The 19,434-nt window shown below is 35.2% G+C and carries 21 protein-coding genes; 18 read left to right on the top strand and 3 right to left on the bottom strand.

The window, feature by feature from the left end:
- From ACIQ6Z_RS05360 to ACIQ6Z_RS05330, 7 genes are all read left to right on the top strand, one after another.
- On the top strand, window positions 1-1,258 hold a 1,258-nt coding region (locus tag ACIQ6Z_RS05360), incomplete at its 5' end, for an AMP-binding protein (RefSeq protein WP_396209905.1).
- Between the two features lie 38 nt (window positions 1,259-1,296).
- A complete protein-coding gene (locus ACIQ6Z_RS05355; RefSeq protein WP_396209904.1) occupies window positions 1,297-1,716 on the top strand; it encodes an acyl-CoA thioesterase in 420 nt (139 codons plus the stop codon).
- Between the two features lie 59 nt (window positions 1,717-1,775).
- The gene (locus ACIQ6Z_RS05350) at window positions 1,776-2,756 is read left to right on the top strand and encodes a carbon-nitrogen hydrolase family protein (protein WP_396209903.1); all 981 of its coding nucleotides are present in this window, start codon (window positions 1,776-1,778) and stop codon (window positions 2,754-2,756) included.
- A 48-nt stretch (window positions 2,757-2,804) separates the two neighbouring features.
- On the top strand, window positions 2,805-3,908 hold the full coding sequence (locus ACIQ6Z_RS05345) for a cupin domain-containing protein (RefSeq protein ID WP_396209902.1): 1,104 nt from the start codon (window positions 2,805-2,807) through the stop codon (window positions 3,906-3,908).
- 12 nt (window positions 3,909-3,920) lie between these two features.
- The gene (locus ACIQ6Z_RS05340; RefSeq protein ID WP_396209901.1) at window positions 3,921-5,102 is read left to right on the top strand and encodes a retropepsin-like aspartic protease; all 1,182 of its coding nucleotides are present in this window, start codon (window positions 3,921-3,923) and stop codon (window positions 5,100-5,102) included.
- 56 nt (window positions 5,103-5,158) lie between these two features.
- Window positions 5,159-6,067 (top strand): fumarylacetoacetate hydrolase family protein, encoded by a 909-nt coding sequence (locus ACIQ6Z_RS05335; protein ID WP_396209900.1) that lies wholly within the window; start codon window positions 5,159-5,161, stop codon window positions 6,065-6,067.
- Window positions 6,068-6,091: 24 nt separating this feature from the next.
- On the top strand, window positions 6,092-6,838 hold the full coding sequence (locus ACIQ6Z_RS05330) for an Asp/Glu racemase (protein WP_396209899.1): 747 nt from the start codon (window positions 6,092-6,094) through the stop codon (window positions 6,836-6,838).
- A gap of 233 nt (window positions 6,839-7,071) precedes the next feature.
- On the opposite strand, the gene ACIQ6Z_RS05325 is transcribed toward ACIQ6Z_RS05330, so the two are convergent.
- Window positions 7,072-9,048, bottom strand: a complete 1,977-nt coding sequence (locus ACIQ6Z_RS05325) for a thiamine pyrophosphate-dependent enzyme (RefSeq protein ID WP_396209898.1) — start codon at window positions 9,046-9,048, stop codon at window positions 7,072-7,074.
- Between the two features lie 217 nt (window positions 9,049-9,265).
- Here ACIQ6Z_RS05325 and ACIQ6Z_RS05320 point away from each other — a divergent pair, with 217 nt between their 5' ends.
- The 8 genes from ACIQ6Z_RS05320 to ACIQ6Z_RS05285 all read left to right on the top strand — a co-directional run bounded on the left by ACIQ6Z_RS05320 (window position 9,266) and on the right by ACIQ6Z_RS05285 (window position 15,467).
- Window positions 9,266-10,219 (top strand): isopenicillin N synthase family dioxygenase, encoded by a 954-nt coding sequence (locus ACIQ6Z_RS05320; RefSeq protein ID WP_396209897.1) that lies wholly within the window; start codon window positions 9,266-9,268, stop codon window positions 10,217-10,219.
- A gap of 77 nt (window positions 10,220-10,296) precedes the next feature.
- The gene (locus ACIQ6Z_RS05315) at window positions 10,297-10,629 is read left to right on the top strand and encodes a translation initiation factor (RefSeq protein ID WP_396209896.1); all 333 of its coding nucleotides are present in this window, start codon (window positions 10,297-10,299) and stop codon (window positions 10,627-10,629) included.
- A gap of 94 nt (window positions 10,630-10,723) precedes the next feature.
- Window positions 10,724-11,590, top strand: coding sequence for a nucleoside phosphorylase (locus ACIQ6Z_RS05310; protein ID WP_396209895.1), 867 nt, complete (start codon window positions 10,724-10,726; stop codon window positions 11,588-11,590).
- A 2-nt stretch (window positions 11,591-11,592) separates the two neighbouring features.
- Window positions 11,593-11,973 (top strand): VOC family protein, encoded by a 381-nt coding sequence (locus ACIQ6Z_RS05305; protein WP_396209894.1) that lies wholly within the window; start codon window positions 11,593-11,595, stop codon window positions 11,971-11,973.
- Window positions 11,974-11,976: 3 nt separating this feature from the next.
- Window positions 11,977-12,510: a GNAT family N-acetyltransferase gene (locus ACIQ6Z_RS05300; protein WP_396209893.1), complete on the top strand. Its 534-nt coding sequence runs from the start codon at window positions 11,977-11,979 to the stop codon at window positions 12,508-12,510.
- Window positions 12,511-12,539: 29 nt separating this feature from the next.
- Window positions 12,540-13,664 carry an SDR family oxidoreductase gene (locus ACIQ6Z_RS05295; RefSeq protein ID WP_396209892.1) on the top strand — a complete coding sequence of 375 codons (1,125 nt, stop codon included), beginning with the start codon at window positions 12,540-12,542 and terminating at the stop codon, window positions 13,662-13,664.
- Window positions 13,665-13,672: 8 nt separating this feature from the next.
- Window positions 13,673-14,521, top strand: a complete 849-nt coding sequence (locus ACIQ6Z_RS05290) for a substrate-binding domain-containing protein (protein ID WP_396209891.1) — start codon at window positions 13,673-13,675, stop codon at window positions 14,519-14,521.
- Between the two features lie 16 nt (window positions 14,522-14,537).
- Complete coding sequence (locus ACIQ6Z_RS05285; RefSeq protein WP_396209890.1) at window positions 14,538-15,467, top strand: transglutaminase; 930 nt, start codon at window positions 14,538-14,540, stop codon at window positions 15,465-15,467.
- Here ACIQ6Z_RS05285 and ung read toward each other — a convergent pair.
- Window positions 15,464-16,135, bottom strand: a complete 672-nt coding sequence (ung, locus tag ACIQ6Z_RS05280; protein ID WP_396209889.1) for a uracil-DNA glycosylase — start codon at window positions 16,133-16,135, stop codon at window positions 15,464-15,466. The genes ACIQ6Z_RS05285 and ung overlap by 4 nt on opposite strands.
- 83 nt (window positions 16,136-16,218) lie before the next feature.
- On the opposite strand from ung, the gene ACIQ6Z_RS05275 reads away from it, so the two are divergent.
- The 3 genes from ACIQ6Z_RS05275 (at window position 16,219) to ACIQ6Z_RS05265 (ending at window position 19,027) form a co-directional block, all read left to right on the top strand.
- Window positions 16,219-18,387, top strand: a complete 2,169-nt coding sequence (locus ACIQ6Z_RS05275) for a DNA mismatch repair protein MutS (protein ID WP_396209888.1) — start codon at window positions 16,219-16,221, stop codon at window positions 18,385-18,387.
- Between the two features lie 15 nt (window positions 18,388-18,402).
- Window positions 18,403-18,816 (top strand): thiol-disulfide oxidoreductase DCC family protein, encoded by a 414-nt coding sequence (locus ACIQ6Z_RS05270; protein WP_396209887.1) that lies wholly within the window; start codon window positions 18,403-18,405, stop codon window positions 18,814-18,816.
- 67 nt (window positions 18,817-18,883) lie between these two features.
- Window positions 18,884-19,027 (top strand): hypothetical protein, encoded by a 144-nt coding sequence (locus ACIQ6Z_RS05265; RefSeq protein ID WP_396209886.1) that lies wholly within the window; start codon window positions 18,884-18,886, stop codon window positions 19,025-19,027.
- A gap of 34 nt (window positions 19,028-19,061) precedes the next feature.
- On the opposite strand, the gene ACIQ6Z_RS05260 is transcribed toward ACIQ6Z_RS05265, so the two are convergent.
- A partial coding sequence (locus tag ACIQ6Z_RS05260; protein ID WP_396209885.1) for a hypothetical protein occupies window positions 19,062-19,434 on the bottom strand: 373 nt, incomplete at its 5' end.

The following is a 19,434-nucleotide window of genomic DNA, read 5'->3' as shown; positions in this document are numbered from 1 at the left end:
AGCAGGCGGAATAGTCGTAGCTACCATGCCCTTATTGCGTTCCAAAGAATTGAATACAATTATTGATTGCGCCGAAATTTCTCATGCGTTTTGCGATAGCGATTTAGCTGAAGAAATGCATTTAGTATCTTCTGATTTTCTAAAACACATATGTTATTATAGAAATTCCCATTTAGAAACGTTAATGGCATCCAAACCAAAAACATTCGTAAATTATCCTTCAAAATCAAATGATGTAGCATTAATTGGGTTTACTTCAGGTACCACAGGTTTACCAAAAATGACGGCGCATTATCACAAAGACATTTTAAATATTTGCGAAGCGTTTCCCAACTACTCCCTCCAACCCACTTCGGCGGATATTTTTACTGGAAGTCCGCCCATCGGATTTACCTTTGGTCTTGGTGGATTGGTGTTGTTTCCCATGTATTTTGGAGCTTCTACATTTTTAATCGAGAAACCGAGCCCTGATGTCGTCTTAAAAGCCATTCAAGATCATAAAATTACAATCTGTTTTACAGCACCAACTGCGTGGCGCGTGATTACTACAAAGATTCAAGAATACAATATTTCGAGTTTGCACAAATGTGTTTCTGCTGGTGAAACCTTGCCGTTGAAGGTTTGGCAAGATTGGTACGATGCTACCGGTTTAAAAATCATTGATGGTATTGGCGCTACCGAAATGTTACACATATTTATTTCGTCTAACGAAGAAAACATGAAACCCGGCGCAACAGGAAAAGCCATTACGGGTTACGAAGCTAAAATTATTGACCAACAAGGCAACGAATTACCACATAACGAGTCGGGAAGATTGGCGGTTCGAGGAATTACGGGGTGTAAGTACTTAAATCGTGAAGAAAAACAACGCGAATACGTTGAAAACGGTTGGAACATTACCGGCGATATTTTCCGTCAAGATGAAGATGGTTATTTTCATTTTGTAGCTCGTGGCGATGATATGATAATTTCTTCAGGGTATAATATTGCAGCAATTGAAGTAGAATCCGTACTTTTAACCCACGAAGATATATTGGAATGTGCGGTTGTTGGCCTACCCGATGAAGAGCGTGGCATGTTGGTTTGTGCGCACATTGTGTTACATGAAACTACTAAAGCTACTGATGCAATGAGAAACCATATTCAACAATGGTTCAAGGAAGTAGCGGCTCCCTACAAATATCCAAGAGTTATTAATTTTGTGGAAAATTTACCCAAAACTGAGACGGGTAAAATTCAACGTTTTAAGTTAAAATAAGTATAAAGATTTTAGTATTAAGTATCAAGATATATATAATGAGTCCATTTACAAAACAAGAAAAAGTTCGTTTTCAACATATAGATTATGCCGGAATAGTTTTTTATCCGAGATTTTTAGAAATGCTCAACGGTTTGGTGGAAGATTGGTTTGAAGAAGCATTAGACAGACCGTTTTCAAAAATGCACGAAACCAATGGTATTCCAACAGTTGATTTGAAAATTCAATTCAAAAATGCCGCACGTTTGGGCGAAATCTTGACCAAAAAACTTTGGGTAAAAGAATTAAAAAACTCCTCTATTCTTTGTGGTTTTCAGTTTGTAAATGAAACGGACGCTACCGTATTAGAAGGCGAAGTTACACTGGTAAATGTTGCTTTCAACGCAGAAAGAAACGGCATTAAAGCCGAACCTTTCACAGAAGACATAAAGAATAAAATTATGAATTACCAATTATGAATTACGATGCAATAGCATTTAATTCATAATTGGTAATTTTAAATTCGTAATTAGAAACTATGGAATTCAAAAAATTCAAAGCCGCTACTGTTCAAACCTCACCTGTATTTCTAAACGTAGAAAAGACAGTTGATAAAGCGATTTCTTTTATTAAAGAAGCGGCCTCAAACCAAGTAAAACTTATTGCTTTTCCCGAAGTATTTATTTCAGGCTATCCCTATTGGAATTGGATCATGACGCCTGTTCAAGGAAGCAAATGGTACGAAGAATTATATAAAAATTCGGTGGATATTTCTGGACCTGAAATTCAAAAATTATGCTTGGCAGCTAAAGATAACAATATGCATATCGTGATGGGAATCAACGAACGAGGCAAAAGTTATGGCGAAATTTACAATACCAATTTAATCATCGATAATAAAGGTATCATCATCGGAAAACACAGAAAGTTAGTGCCTACATGGGCCGAAAAACTCACGTGGACTTCTGGTGACGGTTCTTCTCTAAAAGTATATGACACAGAAATTGGTCCTATCGGAACCCTAGCTTGTGGCGAAAACACCAATACTTTGGCACGTTTTACACTACTTTCTCAAGGCGAATTGATTCATATTGCCAATTACATTTCGCTTCCGGTAGCACCACCCGATTACGACATGGCGGAAGCAATAAAAATTCGTGCCGCTGCGCATTCGTTTGAAGGCAAATTATTTACCATAGTTTCGTGTTCGACGGTTTCACAAGAAATTAAAGATGCATTACGTGCCGATGTGCCAAATGTAGATGAATTATTAGACAGAAAAAGCTCAGCATTCTCAGGCTTTATTGGTCCGAATGGTGCCGTAATTGGTACACCGCTAATTGATGATGAAGGCATTGTATATGCTGAAATTGACTTAGAAAAGTGCATCCAACCGAAACAAATGCACGATATATTAGGACATTACAACCGATTTGATATTTTTGATTTACGAGTAAACACCGCTCCCACTCGAAATATTACCTTTATTGATAATCACGAAGACTTTAATAAAAAATAAATAATTGATGACTGAGGTACTCGAAGTCACCAATTTAAAATAAAAACTATGGAAGAAAATAACTTTTCAGATGACCAAATCGGTCGTGCAAGAGTACAAGATTCACCCGAATTTGTTGCCTATTACAAAGAGCTAGAAACCCTTGGCGCAGGTGCTTTATGGACCGTTGCCAATGACATCGAACCTTGGGAACCGCGTTCGTCATCTGTTCCAATGCTTTGGAAATATGATGATTTACGCGATTTAGTTTTAAAATCATCCGAATTAGTAACGCCAGAACAAGCCGGAAGACGTGTGGTTTATTTGGTAAACGACAAGCGAAAAGATGTTTCGGCAGCCGTGGGTTGGTTGTATACCGGAATTCAAGTTACACGTCCGGGCGAAAGCACTTCAGCACACCGTCATAAAGCATCGGCATTGCGATTTATCATGGAAGGTGAAAAAGGCTACACCGTTGTGGATGGCAATAAAATCATGTTGGAAGTGAATGATTTTGTTATTACACCCAATTCCACTTGGCACGAACACGGTGTAGAAGAAGGCGGTAAAACTTGTATTTGGCAAGACGGCTTGGATATTCCGTTGGTAAATGCTTTGGAAGCGAATGATTATGCGGTGTATGACGGCAAGCAGCCTTTAGTAAAACCGCTGAATTATTCACCAATAACGTATGGCTTTGCCGGATTGATTCCTGCTGACAAAACGTGGGACAAGCCCTATTCTCCTTTATTCAAATATTCGTGGAAAAACGTATATCCTGCTTTATTAGAAGCGCAAAAAGTAAATGATGTCAATCCGTTTGATGGGATTTTTATGCAATATTCTAATCCGTTAACGGGTGGCCATGTAATGCAAACCATGGGTGCCGCAATGCAATTATTACCAGCAGGTTTTAAAGGAAAAGCACACAAACATACCGGTTCAATAGTCTATCAATGTGCCAAAGGAAAAGGTTTTTCCATCATCAACGGACAACAATTTGATTGGAAGGAAAGAGATATTTTCTGTGTTCCGAGTTGGGCTTGGCACGAACACCATAACGCATCCGAAACCGAAGATGCTTGTTTATTTCAATTCAACGATTTACCCGTAATTGAAAGTTTAGGACTTTTTCAATCAAGAGATTTGGAAGACAATAATGGTCATCAATAAATATAATTGATTATGAATTTTAAAAAAGTAACACTTCTAATTGTATTCGTGTCACAATTTTTTGTAGCTCAAAATGTTGATTTTGACAAAGGGACTATTCTTCAAAAAAAATATTATGAAGTAATTCAATATGAATCTGTATATGATAAAATTATTATTCCCGTAACTATAAACGGTAAAAATTATAGATTTCTATTAGATACTGGAGCGCCGAATTTAATTTCTAATGAAGTTATGCAAGAATTAAATTCAGTATCAACGAAAAATATTAATGTAAATGATGCAAATAACTTAAATCAGACTATGCAATCGGTCGTGATTCCGAAAATTGAAATTGGAAATTTAACATTTGAAAGTCAAGTTGCTTTGGTTTTTGATTTAAAAAATCACAATCTTTTGAGTTGTTATAATATTGACGGATTCATTGGAAGTAATTTATTAAAGACTTCCATTTTAAAGATAGATAAAAAAAATCGAAACCTAATTATTACAGATCAAATTGAATTATTAAATGTAAAGGTAAAACCTATTAAAATTGAATTATTTGGTAGTCAAAAAGCACCCTATATTGAACTTAATTTTTCAGGAAAAAACAAAGAAAAAGCTTCAGATATGGTATTATTTGACACAGGAATGGATGGTTTGTATGATATGTCAAAACGTGCATTTACAGCTTTTGAGAAACAAAATATTTTTGAAATAAAAGGAGAATCAGAAGGACTAAGTAGTGTTGGACTATTTGGATCAGGAAACCCTAGTTTACAAAGATTGGTTTTTCTTGAAAACACTTTTTTAAATAATAAATCAATAGAAAACTTGTATTCCAATACAACTGATGATAGTAATTCAAGAATTGGGCTAGAATTTTTGGATTATGGAAATGCAATTCTCGATTTCAAGAAAAAGAATTTTTATTTTGAAGCAAATGAAACAATAATTCTTTCAAATAAGGAGCCTAAATTTGCACTAACAATTTTTGATAATAAGCTTATAGTTGGTTTAGTTTGGGATAAAAATTTATCTGAAAAAATTAAATTTGGTGACGAGATACTCAGTATAGATTCTTTTAAAATTAATGAAATGAAGTTGTGTGAATGTCTAAATTTAAAAAAATATGTAAAAAACAAAAATCTTTACACAATTGAAGTCAAAAATAAAGAAGGCCAAATCAGCGAAATTAATATTGAAAATTAATAAATATAAAAAACTTTGCTACTTTGTAATTTAGCAACTTTGTAACTTAATAAAACATGAAACTACTTACCTACAAAACACAAGACACCGAGCCACGTTTAGGCTTCATTCATAACAATCAAGTCATTGATATGGAAGATTTTGGTGAAATATCCAATTTCCCATTACCCAATGATATGTTGGATTTAATTGATATGGGCTTTGAAATTATTGCTGAAATAAGCGAATTAATTTCGGAAACACCAGAAAATTTCTTCGAAGAAATTGCTTATGAAACGAACGAAGTTACGATTTTAGCGCCCATCGAGAAACCACGTAAAAACATTGTCGGCATTGGTTTGAACTACACCGAACATGTCGCAGAGAGTGCTCGAACATTGGATACGACAGGTAAATTACCTTCAAAGCCTATCATATTTTCAAAACCACCTACAACGGTTACGGCAACGAATACTGAAATTATAAAAAATACAAAATTGACGTCGCAATTGGATTGGGAATGTGAATTAGCCGTTGTGATTGCTAAAAAAGGAAAATATGTAGCTAAAGAAGATGCAATGGATTATGTGTTTGGTTACACCGTAATTAATGATATTTCAGCGCGCGATTGCCGTAGAGAAGGCCAATGGATTGTATCTAAAGGACAAGATACTTTTGCGCCAATGGGTCCTTATTTAGTTACAAAAGACGAAATTGAAAACCCACATCATTTGAATCTATCGTTAAAAGTAAATGGTGTTGAAAAACAAAACTCGAATACAAAATTTATGTTGTTCAATATTAATGATTTGGTGGAAGATTTGAGCATCGTATTTACTTTAGAACCTGGCGATATCATTGCTACAGGCACACCTTCAGGCGTTGGCGCAGGTCGTGATCCACAAGAATGGTTGTATGATGGCGACGTAGTAGAGGCTACTGTGGAAGGCATTGGAACGATTGTAAATACGGTAAAAGAAATATAATTTATTGACTCAATTATAGCGATTATGAAATACAGAATAGGTCAAATAGTTCCATCTTCTAATGTTACGATGGAAACCGAAATACCCGCTATTTTTCGCTCGCGCGAAACCATTTTACCAGAACGTTTTACGTTTCACAGCAGTAGAATGCGCATGAAAAAGGTAACCAAAGAAGAATTGGAAGCCATGGACGCCATGAGTTTAAAATGTGCACAAGAATTATCGGATGCGCATGTAGACGTTATGGGATATGCCTGCTTGGTTGCCATTATGAGCATGGGGCGCGGTTATCATTGTGTTTCGGAAGTAAATTTACACCAAGAAACCGTTGCTAATGACTTCCCTACTCCTATTGTCACTTCGGCGGGTGCCTTGATTAATGGATTGAATGTATTGGGAGCAAAACAAATTTCGATTATAACACCGTACATGCGACCGTTAACAGACAAAGTAGTTGATTATATCGAGCATCAAGGGATTAAAGTAAAAGAAAGTATTGCTTTAGAAATACCGGATAACTTAGAAGTAGCGGCTCAAAACCCTTTGAATTTAATTGAAATTTACAAACAATTGGATTTGACTGACGTAGATGTATTGGTCGTTTCGGCTTGTGTACAAATGCCTTCTTTGGAATCCATTGATATCATACAAGCAGAATGTGGAATTCCGGTTACTTCAGCTGCCGTGTGTACAACCTACGAAATGATGAAAAAATTAGGGATCGAAGCAAAAGCACCTATTGGTGGTGAATTGCTGAATGGTAACTATTAAAAGAAACCCCAAAAAAGAATAAATTCTAATTTGGGGTAGAAAAAATATATGAAGGGGGATAATAAAAATGATTTAAAAGTCTATTTATACTTCTATCTTTCTGATTATGAAGGCAAATATATAAATTTTTATTTATAATTTAAAATATTATACTATAATTTTAAAATTTATTTTTATCTCATAAAAAAAGACACGTTAATTCTCACGTGTCTTTTTTTTATGTAAAGCATTAATTAATAAGCCAACAAGGCTTTTAATTCGTATTCAAATCTGTTTTTTGGAAGGTATTGATCCTCTAAAGATTTCATAAAAGGTATCGCCGATTCAATACTCGCTACTCGTTTAACAGGAGCATCTAAATACTCAAAACAATTTTCCATTATCATGGCTGAAATATCGCTGGCAACACCACCAAATAAGGTGTCTTCTTGTAAAATAATTACCCGATTGGTTTTTTTAACCGAACAATAAATAGCCTCCCAATCTATAGGCTGCAAGGTTCTCAAATCCAATAGATCTGCTTGTATATCCGAGTTTTTATCTAAAGTTTCCAAAGCCCAGTGAACTCCAGCACCAAATGAAATAATAGTTACATCCGTTCCTTTTTTAATCAATGATGCTTTTCCGAATGGCAAAGTATAATAATCTTTTGGCACATCTTGATATATACTTCTATACAATTGCTTGTGCTCGAAGAACAATACCGGATTCGGATCATTAATTGCAGTATTCAACAAACCTTTAGCATCATAAGGAAAAGCGGGATAAACCACTTTTAAACCAGGCGTTTTGGTAAACCAAGCTTCGTTCGTTTGCGAATGAAAAGGTCCGGCTTGCGTGCCACCGCCACAGGGCATTCTTACCACAACATCCGATTTTTCTTGCCAACGATAGTGTTGTTTGGCCAATAAATTTACGATAGGATTAAAACCGGTGGAGACAAAATCAGCAAACTGCATTTCGACAATCGCTTTGTAGCCGTTAATTGACAATCCATTAGCTGCAGAAACCACTGCACTTTCACAAATAGGGGTATTTCTAACCCGATCTTTACCAAATTGGGCCACAAACCCGTCCGTAATTTTAAAAGCACCACCATATTCGGCAATGTCTTGTCCCATAATAACCAAATTCTCATGACGTTCCATGGATTGTCTTAAACTGGAGGAGATCGCATCGATAAGGCGGATATTTTCAGTTTCTGAATTTGGCATAACTTCTTTATATTCAAATGATTTGTATACATCATTTAATTCTTCATCTAAAGTAGCAACTATCTCAGGCTCTTCTTGCACATTTGCCCAATCGGTATCAATCTCTTGTTTAATTTTAGTCCGAATGCGCTCCTCTTCCTCTTCAGTCAATATCGAAGTCGACATCAGAAAATTTTTAAAATTTTCGACGGGGTCTTTAGCAGCCCAAAGATCCATCAATTCTTGAGGAACATACTTCGTACCACTCGCTTCCTCGTGTCCGCGCATTCTAAAGGTTTTAAACTCTAGCAACACAGGACGCGGATTATCAATCATAGATGCTTTTAATGTAGCAATTAAATGATATACTTCTAAAATATTATTTCCGTCTAAAATGTGACTCTCCATACCGTACCCTATACCTTTATCGGCTAAGTTTTCACAACGGTATTGCTCATTTGTAGGTGTCGATAATCCGTAACCGTTATTCTCAATAACGAATAAAACGGGTAATTCCCAAACGGCGGCAATGTTTAAAGCTTCATGAAAATCACCTTCAGATGTTGCGCCTTCACCTGTAAATACCGCTGTAACTTTCCCGTTATTTCGTAATTTATTGGCCAATGCAATTCCGTCTGCAATACCAAGTTGCGGACCCAAATGCGATATCATCCCAATAATTTTATAATCTTGTGTTCCAAAATGAAAACTTCGATCTCTGCCTTTGGTAAATCCATTGCGTTTTCCTTGCCATTGTGAAAACAAACGGTGCAATGGAATTTCACGCGTAGTAAAAACACCTAAATTTCGGTGCATGGGCAAAATGTATTCATCAGTATCTAAAGCAGCTGTTATTCCCACCGAGATCGCCTCTTGACCAATGCCCGAAAACCATTTTGAAACTTTTCCTTGGCGAATGAGGATCAACATTTTCTCTTCAACCAAGCGTGGTTTCAGTATTTTTTTATATAAATCTACTAATTGGGAATTGGATAATTCTTTTCTTTCAAAGTTCATATTAGGAACAATTAATTTTCTTCAAAAGTAATAAAAAATAACATTTTTAAAGAGATCTGTGATAAAAAACAAATACTATTTCAGGAAGAAAATATACTATTAAATTTTTAGTTGAAAACACAAAGTAATAGTCACCTTATTCCTTTCAACTCTTTAAAAAAATAATTACATTTGTCTAATGGTTAAGCCATTAAATCAACTGTAAATAAATTGAAGTATGCAACAAATTCCTAGTGTTGACTTACGTGATTTCCTGTCGGACGATCCGACACGTAAACAAAAATTTGTAAATGAAATCGGAAAAGCCTACGAAGATATTGGTTTCGTAGCATTAAAAGGTCATTTTTTAAATGATGAATTGGTTGAAAATTTATATACCGAAGTGCGTAATTTTTTCAATCTTCCCCTGGAAAATAAAGTCAAGTATGAAATTCCGGGTATTGGAGGACAAAGAGGTTATGTTTCCTTTGGAAAGGAACATGCAAAAGGACGCTCTGCTGGAGATTTAAAAGAGTTTTGGCATTTTGGTCAGTATGTTAGTGAGAATTCAAAATATGCAGCTGAGTATCCAAAAAACATTGAAGTTTCTGAATTACCAAATTTTAACACTACTGGTAAAGAAGCCTATAAAATGTTAGAAAAAACAGGTATTTATGTCTTGCGTGCATTGGCTTTGTATATTGGTTTAGACGAATTTTATTTTGATCCTTACATCAAAGACGGGAACAGTATTTTACGCCCCATACATTATCCGCCTATTACTGATGAACCTAAAGATGGTGCAGTTAGAGCTGCAGCTCATGGCGACATCAATTTGATTACCTTATTAATGGGAGCGCAGGGAAAAGGTTTGCAAGTGCAAAATCATAATGGCGAATGGATTGATGCTATGGCGCAACCCGATGAATTGATGATCAATGTAGGTGATATGTTATCGCGTCATACCAACAATAAATTAAAATCAACCATTCACCAAGTGGTGAACCCACCAAGAGAATTATGGGGCTCTTCTCGTTATTCTATTCCATTTTTTATGCATCCAGTTAGCGATATGAATTTAAATTGTTTGCCAGAATGCATTGATGAAAAAAATCCGAGATTATTTGAAGACATCACTGCTGGCGATTATTTAAACGAACGATTGGTAGAATTAGGATTGATTAAAAAATAAATAATAAGATAGAAATGAAGAATTGGGAGTTAGAAATTTTTTGATTTTTAATTCTCAATTTTTAATTTAAAAGTATCATGGACTTACAAGAACAATTAAAAAAGTTATTTCCTGACCACGAAGTATCTAATGAATCGGAACCAATTACAGCAACACCTCATGAATTATACGTTCAGCAAGAACCTATGATTTGCAAGTACGAAAAACGAAAAGGAAAACCCACCACCATCATATCAGGTTACGAAGGTGACGATGAAGATTTTAAAATACTCGCTAAAGAAATCAAAAGTAAATTGGCAGTAGGTGGTTCGTTCAAGGATAGCGAAATCATCATTCAAGGTGATTATCGTGACAAGATTATGAAACTCTTACAAGAAAAGGGTTTCAAAACAAAACGAGTTGGCGGATAAATTTCTTTCAAGTTTCCTATTCAAAGTAGCGACTCTAAAACCTGACACGAGGCGAATCCGAACAGAGCGAAGCTAAACTTTAAACTAAAAAAAAATGATAGCAGCATCAGAATTAATAGTAAATCCAGACGGAAGTGTCTATCACATCAATCTAAAACCGGGCCAAGTTGCGCAGAATATCCTATTTGTAGGTGATCAGAACCGTGTAGAAAAAATCACCCAGCATTTTGATTCGATTGAATTCAGCACCCAAAAGCGTGAATTCAAAACCCAAACAGGAACCTACAAAGGCAAACGAATTACAGTGATGTCAACGGGTATTGGTCCCGATAATATAGACATTGTAATGAACGAGTTAGATGCTTTATTCAATGTTGATTTTGAGACGAGAAAAATAAAAAAAGAATTAACATCATTAAATATAATTCGCATAGGGACATCGGGATCATTACAAGTGGACATTCCTTGTGAAAGTATTGTGATGAGCCAGTATGGTCTTGGATTAGACAACATGCTTCGCTCCTATTTGATCGATACGATTTCCGAAACCGAAATAGAAGATGCTTTTATAGCGCAAACCCAATGGGACCTTCGCAAAGGCCGTCCTTATGTGATAGCTGGGAGTTCAAAATTGGTAAAACGATTTGAAAGTGATGCCATTTTTAAAGGTTTCACAGGAACTGTAGGCGGGTTTTACGGTCCCCAAGGGCGTGTCATTCGTTTGGGTATTCAGGATTCTGATTTGAATACCAAAATGGATCGTTTCAATTATAAGGGCATTCAGATGACCAACTTAGAAATGGAAACCGCTGCCATTTATGGCTTAGGAAAATTAATGGGGCACGAATGTTTGTCATTGAATGCCATCATTGCAAATCGGGCAACAGGAATGTTTAGTGAAGACCCATATAAAACTGTAGATGCTTTGATTGAATATACGTTACATAAATTAGCAGAGTAAAAATGACATTTCGTTTTGCACGACATACCAATGATTTAGAACAAATTAAATCCTTTTATATTGCTATTTTAGGTTTTGAATTGCTTGGTGCTTTTGAAAATCACAATGGCTATGATGGCGTTTTTATTGGAAAATCAAATGAAAATTGGCATTTAGAATTTACAAAAACAAAAGAAGTTATTTGCTTTGATTTTAAAGAGGATGATACTCTCGTTTTTTACCCAGAAAGTAAAATGGAGTTTGACTTACTTATTAATAAATTACAATCTCATGAAATTGAATTTATTAAAGCTAAAAATCCCTATTGGAATGAAAATGGAAAAATGATTTTAGATCCTGATGGCTATAGAATACTAATTTCAGATTTCAGATTTAAAAATTAGAGCATGATAAAACTTGAATCTTCACGACTTCTTTATCGCCCTTTTGATGTGTCAGATGCTCAGGACTTGTTTGCAATGGATGCTAATCCAATTGTGCACAAATACCTTTGGCAAAAGCCTTCCATTAATATTGACGAATCGCTCCAAATTATTGACTATTTACTGAAACAGTACAACGAAAATGGAATTGGTCGGTATGCTACTATTTTAAAAGAAACGGGGGAATTTATTGGCTGGACGGGCATCAAATACATCAACGATCATGTTGAAAATGGGCAGACAAATTTTTACGATTATGGCTACCGATTAAATGAACCCTTTTGGAATAAAGGCTATGCAACTGAAGCTACAACGTTTTGGTTAGACCATGGTTTCAACACCCTAAAAATAAAAACAATGAACGCCTATACGCATGCTGAAAATGGAGTTTCCAATCATATTTTAGGAAAAGCTGGTTTTCAAGAAATGGAAACCTATTACAACGACGACAATGTGGCTTGGAAATGGTGGCAATTTGAAAATAATCTCATTAAATAGCCGTACTTTTGTGCGCAAGTAAACTACAAATGAAAATAATCCTTACAGGTGCAACTGGTGTTTTAGGCTCACACATCATGTATGATGTTTTAGAGCACTTTATCAATAATAACATCCAAGGAACCTTATTTTTAATAACCCGTAATAAAGGAAAAGTAGCAGCAAAAGACCGAATAACCGAATTGCTTTCGAGTCATTATACGCCAAAATTTTTATTGGATAAAGGCACAACTACCTTGCTCAAATATATCACAATCATTGATGCCGATTTAGCGCAACTTGAAAATACGGCACTTGAACAATTGAAAGGGGCATACTTTATTCATTCGGCTGGCTATGTTAATTTATCGACAGACGAGGATCAAAAAGAAAAAATATTTCATGAAAATGCATCCATTACTAAGGCCATATTTAAAGCGTTTTCTCCTTTTATAAAAAAATTCATCTACATCAGTACGGCTTTTTCATCGGGAGCTCGATCCGGACTAATAGCGAATGATTTTCATAATTTAGAATTCCAATTGGACCATCGCAATGCGTATGAAAATGCAAAATTTCATTCCGAGGCATTCGTCATTCAACAATGTTCGCAATTGCAACTCCCCTATCAAATATTACGCCCTAGTGTCATTGGAGGAAAAATGTTGGGTCTAGAAAACCGCTATTTTATTCCAAAATATATGGTGTTTTATTTGATGGCTAAATTTTTTCATTTCACTGCCCAACGAAAAGCATTTCAAGAAAATGTCCGTTTTACCATAAATGAAAATACCGGGTTAAACATCATTCCTGTAGACTATGTTTCAAAAGTTATTGTAAAAACGTTTCAACGTACCGATATTACACAATTGAATATTGTGCATAATGAAAGCTTTAATTTGGTAAAGGGATTACAACTCATCATGAAAGAAGTGGGCTATACAAATTTTAGTATTTTACCCAATGCACTCGATTTTGATTATAAAAATACCATCGAAAAATTATATTATGAGAGTATCGGTAAACATTTAAAGCCCTATTTGACTTCGGCTGCGAATGAATACGACACAACGCTTTTGAATTCGATACTTGAAATACCAAAACTAGATGCCGAATCGTTTACAGACATGATTCGATATGCAAGATTACACAACTTTAAAGATATTAATGTTTAAGTTTATTCATGAAGACCATTAAAATTGCTGGAGTGCCAGAACATTTCAACTTGCCATGGCATTTGTGTATTGAAGACGGCGAATTTAATGCCGTAGGAATTGATATACAATGGACCGATGTTCCAGAAGGTACCGGGAAAATGTGCCAAATGTTGCGCACCGGAGAAACCGATATAGCCGTGCTACTCACCGAAGGAATCATTAAAGATATTACCGAAGGAAATTCGGCTAAGATTGTACAAATTTACGTACAGAGTCCTTTAATATGGGGAATTCATGTCGCCATGAAGGCACCGTATCAAAACCTGTCAGATTTAGAAAATAAAAAAGTGGCCATATCCAGAATGGGCTCGGGTTCGCATTTGATGAGTTTAGTCAATGCCACGAATCAACAGTGGAATACCGAAGACTTGCAATTTGAAATTGTCAACACAATAGAGGGTGCCGTTGATAGTCTTACAAATGGCATTGCCGATTATTTCATGTGGGAACGTTTTATGACCCAACCCTTAGTGGATCAAAAAATATTCCGACGCATCGCCGAATGTCCTACACCTTGGCCGTGTTTTGTTATTGCGGTTCGAAACGAACTTTTGGAATCGGATCCAAATATCGTTCAACAAATTCTTGAAACCATTAATACAACCACACGAGAGTTTAAAGAGATTCCTAGTATTGATAGAACTCTTGCCGTGAAATATAATTTAGAACATGCTGCCGTACAAGAATGGCTAAGTGTAACCCGTTGGTCCCAAAAACAAATGACAAAAGAAGCACTTGATAAGCTGCTGAAGGCACTTTATGAAATGCAACTTGTGTCTAGAATTTTACCTTTGGAAGCATATCTTTCTAAATAGTCCGTATTTCCAAACAATGATGTCTAAAAAAACATTTGATCTTCATACACTTAAAGAAAAATTTTCTTTACCAGAGTCGTGGACAAATAGCATCATTTTCATCTTAAATGTATTAATCGCCATACCAGTATTTCTGATAGCGCATCAAAATTTGGTAACTATTAATTGGCCCGGGCATTTGGATCGAATCATCTTGTTTTTACTAATCATAGTTCTTATTCAATTGGTTTTACGATTAGTAAAAACTATTATTGTTTTAGTAATTATCTTTTATTTTATTGCTTTATTTATTGGAACCATTTTTGGTAATTATGGTTTCACTAGGGTTTTTGAAGATTATCGATATATGATTTATGCCATGCAAGATAATCCCAACCCTCAAGATATAATTATTTCAAAATTGTTGCCATTTCCAAACAAATCAAAAATCAGTAAAGCGGTCGATTTTACAAATGCAAACGTGCGCAACTTTGCCGTAAATGCTACAACAAAGCATTTTGGAACGCAGCAGCAAAAAGGTAAGAATCGAATTATGATACAATGCTTTGCAGTTTTTAAAGAAATCAACAGCCGATGGAATTATGTAAACGATCCAAAAGGCAGAGAATATATTGCATATGCATCCGAAAGTGTACAACATTTTTCGGGTGATTGCGACGATCATGCCATTCTTATGGCCGCTTGTATCAAAGCAATTGGAGGTACACCAAGAATTATTCATACGGGTGGTCATTTGTATCCCGAGTTATTAATTGGAAACAGCTCTGATTTAGAAACAGCACTCTATTTTATAAAAGAAGTTTTATTTATCAAGGAAAGCGAATACGAGCAAATTCATTACCATATTGATGAAAGAGGTCAAATTTGGCTCAATTTAGATTATACCGCAACTTATCCCGGTGGAGAATTTATGCGAGAAGAAATACTAGGAGCGTTAACCTTTTAATGCTTCCAATCGATTTCTTGCTTATTATGGGATTTTAAATAGTCATTTGTTTTTTTAAAATGTTGGTTACCAAACCACAAACCTCTGTTGGCACTTAAAGGAGACGGATGTCCTGATTCCAAAACCAAGTGTTTGTTACGATCGATTATTGTTCCTTTCTTTTGGGCAAAACTTCCCCAAAGTAAAAACACCAAATGCTCACATTCTTCATTTAATAGGGCAATTACAGCATCAGTAAAAAGATTCCATTTCAAATGTTTGTGGCTGTTAGCGCTATCTTTTCGTACAGTCAATCCTGAATTCAACAACAAAACACCTTGGGTGGCCCAACGTTCTAAATTGCCCGAAATAGGAAACAAAATTTGATTGTACTCAGACTGAATTTCTTGAAAAATGTTTTTTAATGAAGGTGGAATTGCCACGCCATCGTTAACAGAAAAACACAAGCCATTTGCTTCACCCGTTCCATGATAAGGATCTTGTCCAATAATTACAACTCGCGTGGCGTCAAAATCAAACTGCTCAAAGGCATTAAACAGCATTTCCTTGGGTGGAAAACAAATCGTTGTTGCATATTCCTGCTCAACCTGTACCCACAATTCTTTAAAATAAGGCTTCTGAAATTCACTAGCTAATTGTTGGTGCCAAGATTGATTATTGATCAACATTTTATAAATTTTATCAAAAATATAAATTTCTATTGCAATATGGCTTTTTTACTTTGTAACTTTGACCGTATAGAAAAAGAAAAATGATTTCGATTACCCAAAAAACGCTACAGGATTTAGAATTCAATACGATATTAGAAACGATAGCCAGTCGTTGTAATACCGATATTGGCCACTCTAAAGCGTTGGCCATTGCTCCCATCAAAGACAAAAATGAATTGCTTATTAATTTGGAGCAAACGTCAGAATATCTATCCTCTTTTTCAAATAATAATGCCTTACCCAATCATGGTTTTGAAAACATTCTATTTGAATTACAGTTTTTAGCCATTGACGATAGTTTTTTAGAAGTAAGCAGTTTTAAGAAAATTTCAAATCTAACAGAAACTGCAATTACCTTGATTCTTTTTTTGAAAAAATTTGAGAGTTATTACCCTAAACTCTATCAAAGAACTGCAACAATTGATTGTGTAAAATTGATTACCCAACGAATCGATGAAGTAGTCGATAAATTCGGAATCATTAAAGATAATGCTTCTCCCGATTTAATCGATATCCGACGTAACATTAATGTTGTACGGGGAAAAATCAATCAAAGTTTTGGAATGGCTTTGAACCAATACCATTCGTTAGGCTATTTAGATGACATCAAAGAAACCGTAGTTGAAAACCGACGCGTTTTAGCCGTATTGGCAATGTACCGAAGAAAAGTAAAAGGGTCTATTTTAGGTACTTCAAAAACGGGCAGTATTGCTTATATCGAACCCGAATCGGCGCAGCGTTATTCTCGCGAATTGAATAATTTGGAATTTGAAGAGCGGGAAGAAATCATGCGGATATTGAAACGTTTGACCAATGATATTCGCCCTTTTTTAGATACCCTTGCGGCCTATCAAGACTTATTAAGTGATGTGGATGTTATTGCTGCAAAAGCAAAATATGCGCGTTCGATTAATGGTCTGCTCCCCACAATTACCGATAAAAAAAGAATGTTTTTTAGAGAAGCCTATCACCCAATTCTCTATTTGAATAACAAAGAAAAGAAAGAAATTACCTATCCACAAACTATTGAATTACATCACGAAAGTAGAATTATAGTGATCTCAGGACCCAATGCAGGCGGTAAAACCATTTCTTTAAAAACAGTGGGGTTGCTTCAATTAATGCTTCAAAGTGGTATGCTAATTCCGGTACACGAACGCAGTGAAACGTTTTTATTTGACCGAATACTCACCGATATTGGAGACAATCAATCGATAGAAAACCATTTAAGCACCTACAGTTACCGATTGAAAAACATGAATTATTTTTTAAAGAAATGCAATTCAAAAACGTTGTTTCTAATCGATGAGTTTGGAACCGGCTCAGATCCCGAATTGGGAGGTGCACTAGCAGAAACTTTCCTTGAAGAATTTTACGATCGTGAAGCTTTCGGAATCATAACGACGCATTATAGCAACTTGAAGATTTTGGCCAACGAATTGCCGTTTGCTTCAAATGCCAATATGCTCTTTGATGAAAAATCATTAGAGCCCATGTATAAATTACTATTAGGGCAAGCTGGAAGTTCTTTTACTTTTGAAGTAGCCCAGAAAAACGGGATTCCGTTTGGATTGATCAATAGAGCAAAAAAGAAAATAGAAGGCGGAAAAGTTCGTTTTGATAAGACCATTGCCAATTTACAGAAAGAACGCTCCAAGCTCGAAAAAACGTCATTGAATTTAAAAGAAGAAGAATCCAAAGCACGGGAAGAAAGCAAAAAAATGGAAACCATTAATGCTAAAATTCAAGATAAACTCGAGCGCTATCAAGAACTATATGATGCTAATCAGCGTTTAATTTATATCGGCCAAAAGATTGATGACATTTCCGAAAATTATTTCAATAATAAAGATAAGAAAACGTTAATTGGTGAATTTTTAAAAATGATTGAAATCGAAAATTCGAAACGTAAAAAAATATCCGCAAAAGAGAAGAAAGCGAAAGAAGTAATTCAAAAAAAGGTAGTAGAAGAAATACAAGTAAAAGTGGAAGCCATTCGAAGCGTCAAAAAAGAGAAAAAAATAAAAGCTAAAATTGAAGAAGAAAACAAACCAAAAGTAATTTTAAAAGTTGGTGATCGCGTACGAATGATCGATGGAAAAGCGATTGGCACTATTGATGCCATCGAAAAAAATAAAGCCACAGTTAATTATGGCGTTTTTACCTCAAAAGTTAGCTTGGATCAATTGCAATATGTGCAGCCTGTTTAATCATTTCATCAAATTATGGAGCTACTGGAATTACCAAAAGGAAAAAAAATCATTCTATTTGATGGCGTGTGCAATCTATGTGATGCTGCTGTTAAATACATCATCAAATATGACAAATCGGATGTTTTTCGATTTGTATCCCTACAATCCGAGTTGGGCCAAAGTGTATTAAAACATATTGGTATCCAATCGGACTATATTGATAGTATCGTATTATATGAGCCGGGTGTTGCCTATTATTATAAATCATCGGCAGCACTTGAAATTGCAAAAAATCTCCAAGGTATTTTTACTGTTGCCACCTTATTTAGAATTTTACCCTCAGGAATTCGTGATCTGTTGTATGATTATGTAGCAAAAAACAGGTACAAATGGTATGGAAAAAAGGAAAGTTGTTGCGTATTGACTGAAAATTCTAGATTTTTATAGCATGACATTTGTCATATTTCTAACACTAATTTAATGCTATTTTTGAAAGTATTAAACAAAAGAAATCATGAACAAATTAGCTATACCACTCTACTCTCATGACAACGGAACATTTATAATGATTGGGGTATTTGCATTAGTCATTATTGGATTAGTAGGTGCTGTTCTCTTGATGATGAGTAGTGATAAAAGCAAAAAAAACGACCAATAATATTGGTCGTTTTTAATTTTAAGAGCTCACCTTGTTATTGCATTGCTTTTGCTTTTTCAGCTTGCCCAGTTACTTCATAAGCCATTTTTAAAATACTTTTGGTACTGGCGTGTGATGGATCAAGTGCAAAGGCTTTTTCAAAATCAGGTATAATGTTCATAAACATTTCTTTTCTTTTAGTCATTAATGCATCAAATTTCTTTTTATCAGCTCTTGAAGCATTAATCTCTGCAACCAGTTTTTCCTCTTCGCTCAAACCTGCGTACCCCAAATTATAATACAATTCAAATTCGCCTTTTTTTAGTTCCTCATCATTAGGTGCTAATACTCTCGCTTTTGTAAAGGTTACTTTTGCATTTTCAAAATCATTGTTTTGTCGGTATAATAAAGCTAAAATACGGAGGAAT

Source organism: Flavobacterium sp. (assembly GCF_044376915.1).
Lineage (GTDB): Bacteria > Bacteroidota > Bacteroidia > Flavobacteriales > Flavobacteriaceae > Flavobacterium.
Note: the sequence above shows the minus strand (reverse complement) of the source record. Positions and strands in the feature narration are given on the sequence as shown.

Coding starts and splice junctions, on each gene's coding strand:
- ACIQ6Z_RS05355 (WP_396209904.1), top strand. CDS start 1,297: ATGAGTCCATTTACAAAACAAGAAAAAGTTCGTTTTCAACATATAGAT.
- ACIQ6Z_RS05350 (WP_396209903.1), top strand. CDS start 1,776: ATGGAATTCAAAAAATTCAAAGCCGCTACTGTTCAAACCTCACCTGTA.
- ACIQ6Z_RS05345 (WP_396209902.1), top strand. CDS start 2,805: ATGGAAGAAAATAACTTTTCAGATGACCAAATCGGTCGTGCAAGAGTA.
- ACIQ6Z_RS05340 (WP_396209901.1), top strand. CDS start 3,921: ATGAATTTTAAAAAAGTAACACTTCTAATTGTATTCGTGTCACAATTT.
- ACIQ6Z_RS05335 (WP_396209900.1), top strand. CDS start 5,159: ATGAAACTACTTACCTACAAAACACAAGACACCGAGCCACGTTTAGGC.
- ACIQ6Z_RS05330 (WP_396209899.1), top strand. CDS start 6,092: ATGAAATACAGAATAGGTCAAATAGTTCCATCTTCTAATGTTACGATG.
- ACIQ6Z_RS05325 (WP_396209898.1), bottom strand. CDS start 9,048: ATGAACTTTGAAAGAAAAGAATTATCCAATTCCCAATTAGTAGATTTA.
- ACIQ6Z_RS05320 (WP_396209897.1), top strand. CDS start 9,266: ATGCAACAAATTCCTAGTGTTGACTTACGTGATTTCCTGTCGGACGAT.
- ACIQ6Z_RS05315 (WP_396209896.1), top strand. CDS start 10,297: ATGGACTTACAAGAACAATTAAAAAAGTTATTTCCTGACCACGAAGTA.
- ACIQ6Z_RS05310 (WP_396209895.1), top strand. CDS start 10,724: ATGATAGCAGCATCAGAATTAATAGTAAATCCAGACGGAAGTGTCTAT.
- ACIQ6Z_RS05305 (WP_396209894.1), top strand. CDS start 11,593: ATGACATTTCGTTTTGCACGACATACCAATGATTTAGAACAAATTAAA.
- ACIQ6Z_RS05300 (WP_396209893.1), top strand. CDS start 11,977: ATGATAAAACTTGAATCTTCACGACTTCTTTATCGCCCTTTTGATGTG.
- ACIQ6Z_RS05295 (WP_396209892.1), top strand. CDS start 12,540: ATGAAAATAATCCTTACAGGTGCAACTGGTGTTTTAGGCTCACACATC.
- ACIQ6Z_RS05290 (WP_396209891.1), top strand. CDS start 13,673: ATGAAGACCATTAAAATTGCTGGAGTGCCAGAACATTTCAACTTGCCA.
- ACIQ6Z_RS05285 (WP_396209890.1), top strand. CDS start 14,538: ATGATGTCTAAAAAAACATTTGATCTTCATACACTTAAAGAAAAATTT.
- ung (WP_396209889.1), bottom strand. CDS start 16,135: ATGTTGATCAATAATCAATCTTGGCACCAACAATTAGCTAGTGAATTT.
- ACIQ6Z_RS05275 (WP_396209888.1), top strand. CDS start 16,219: ATGATTTCGATTACCCAAAAAACGCTACAGGATTTAGAATTCAATACG.
- ACIQ6Z_RS05270 (WP_396209887.1), top strand. CDS start 18,403: ATGGAGCTACTGGAATTACCAAAAGGAAAAAAAATCATTCTATTTGAT.
- ACIQ6Z_RS05265 (WP_396209886.1), top strand. CDS start 18,884: ATGAACAAATTAGCTATACCACTCTACTCTCATGACAACGGAACATTT.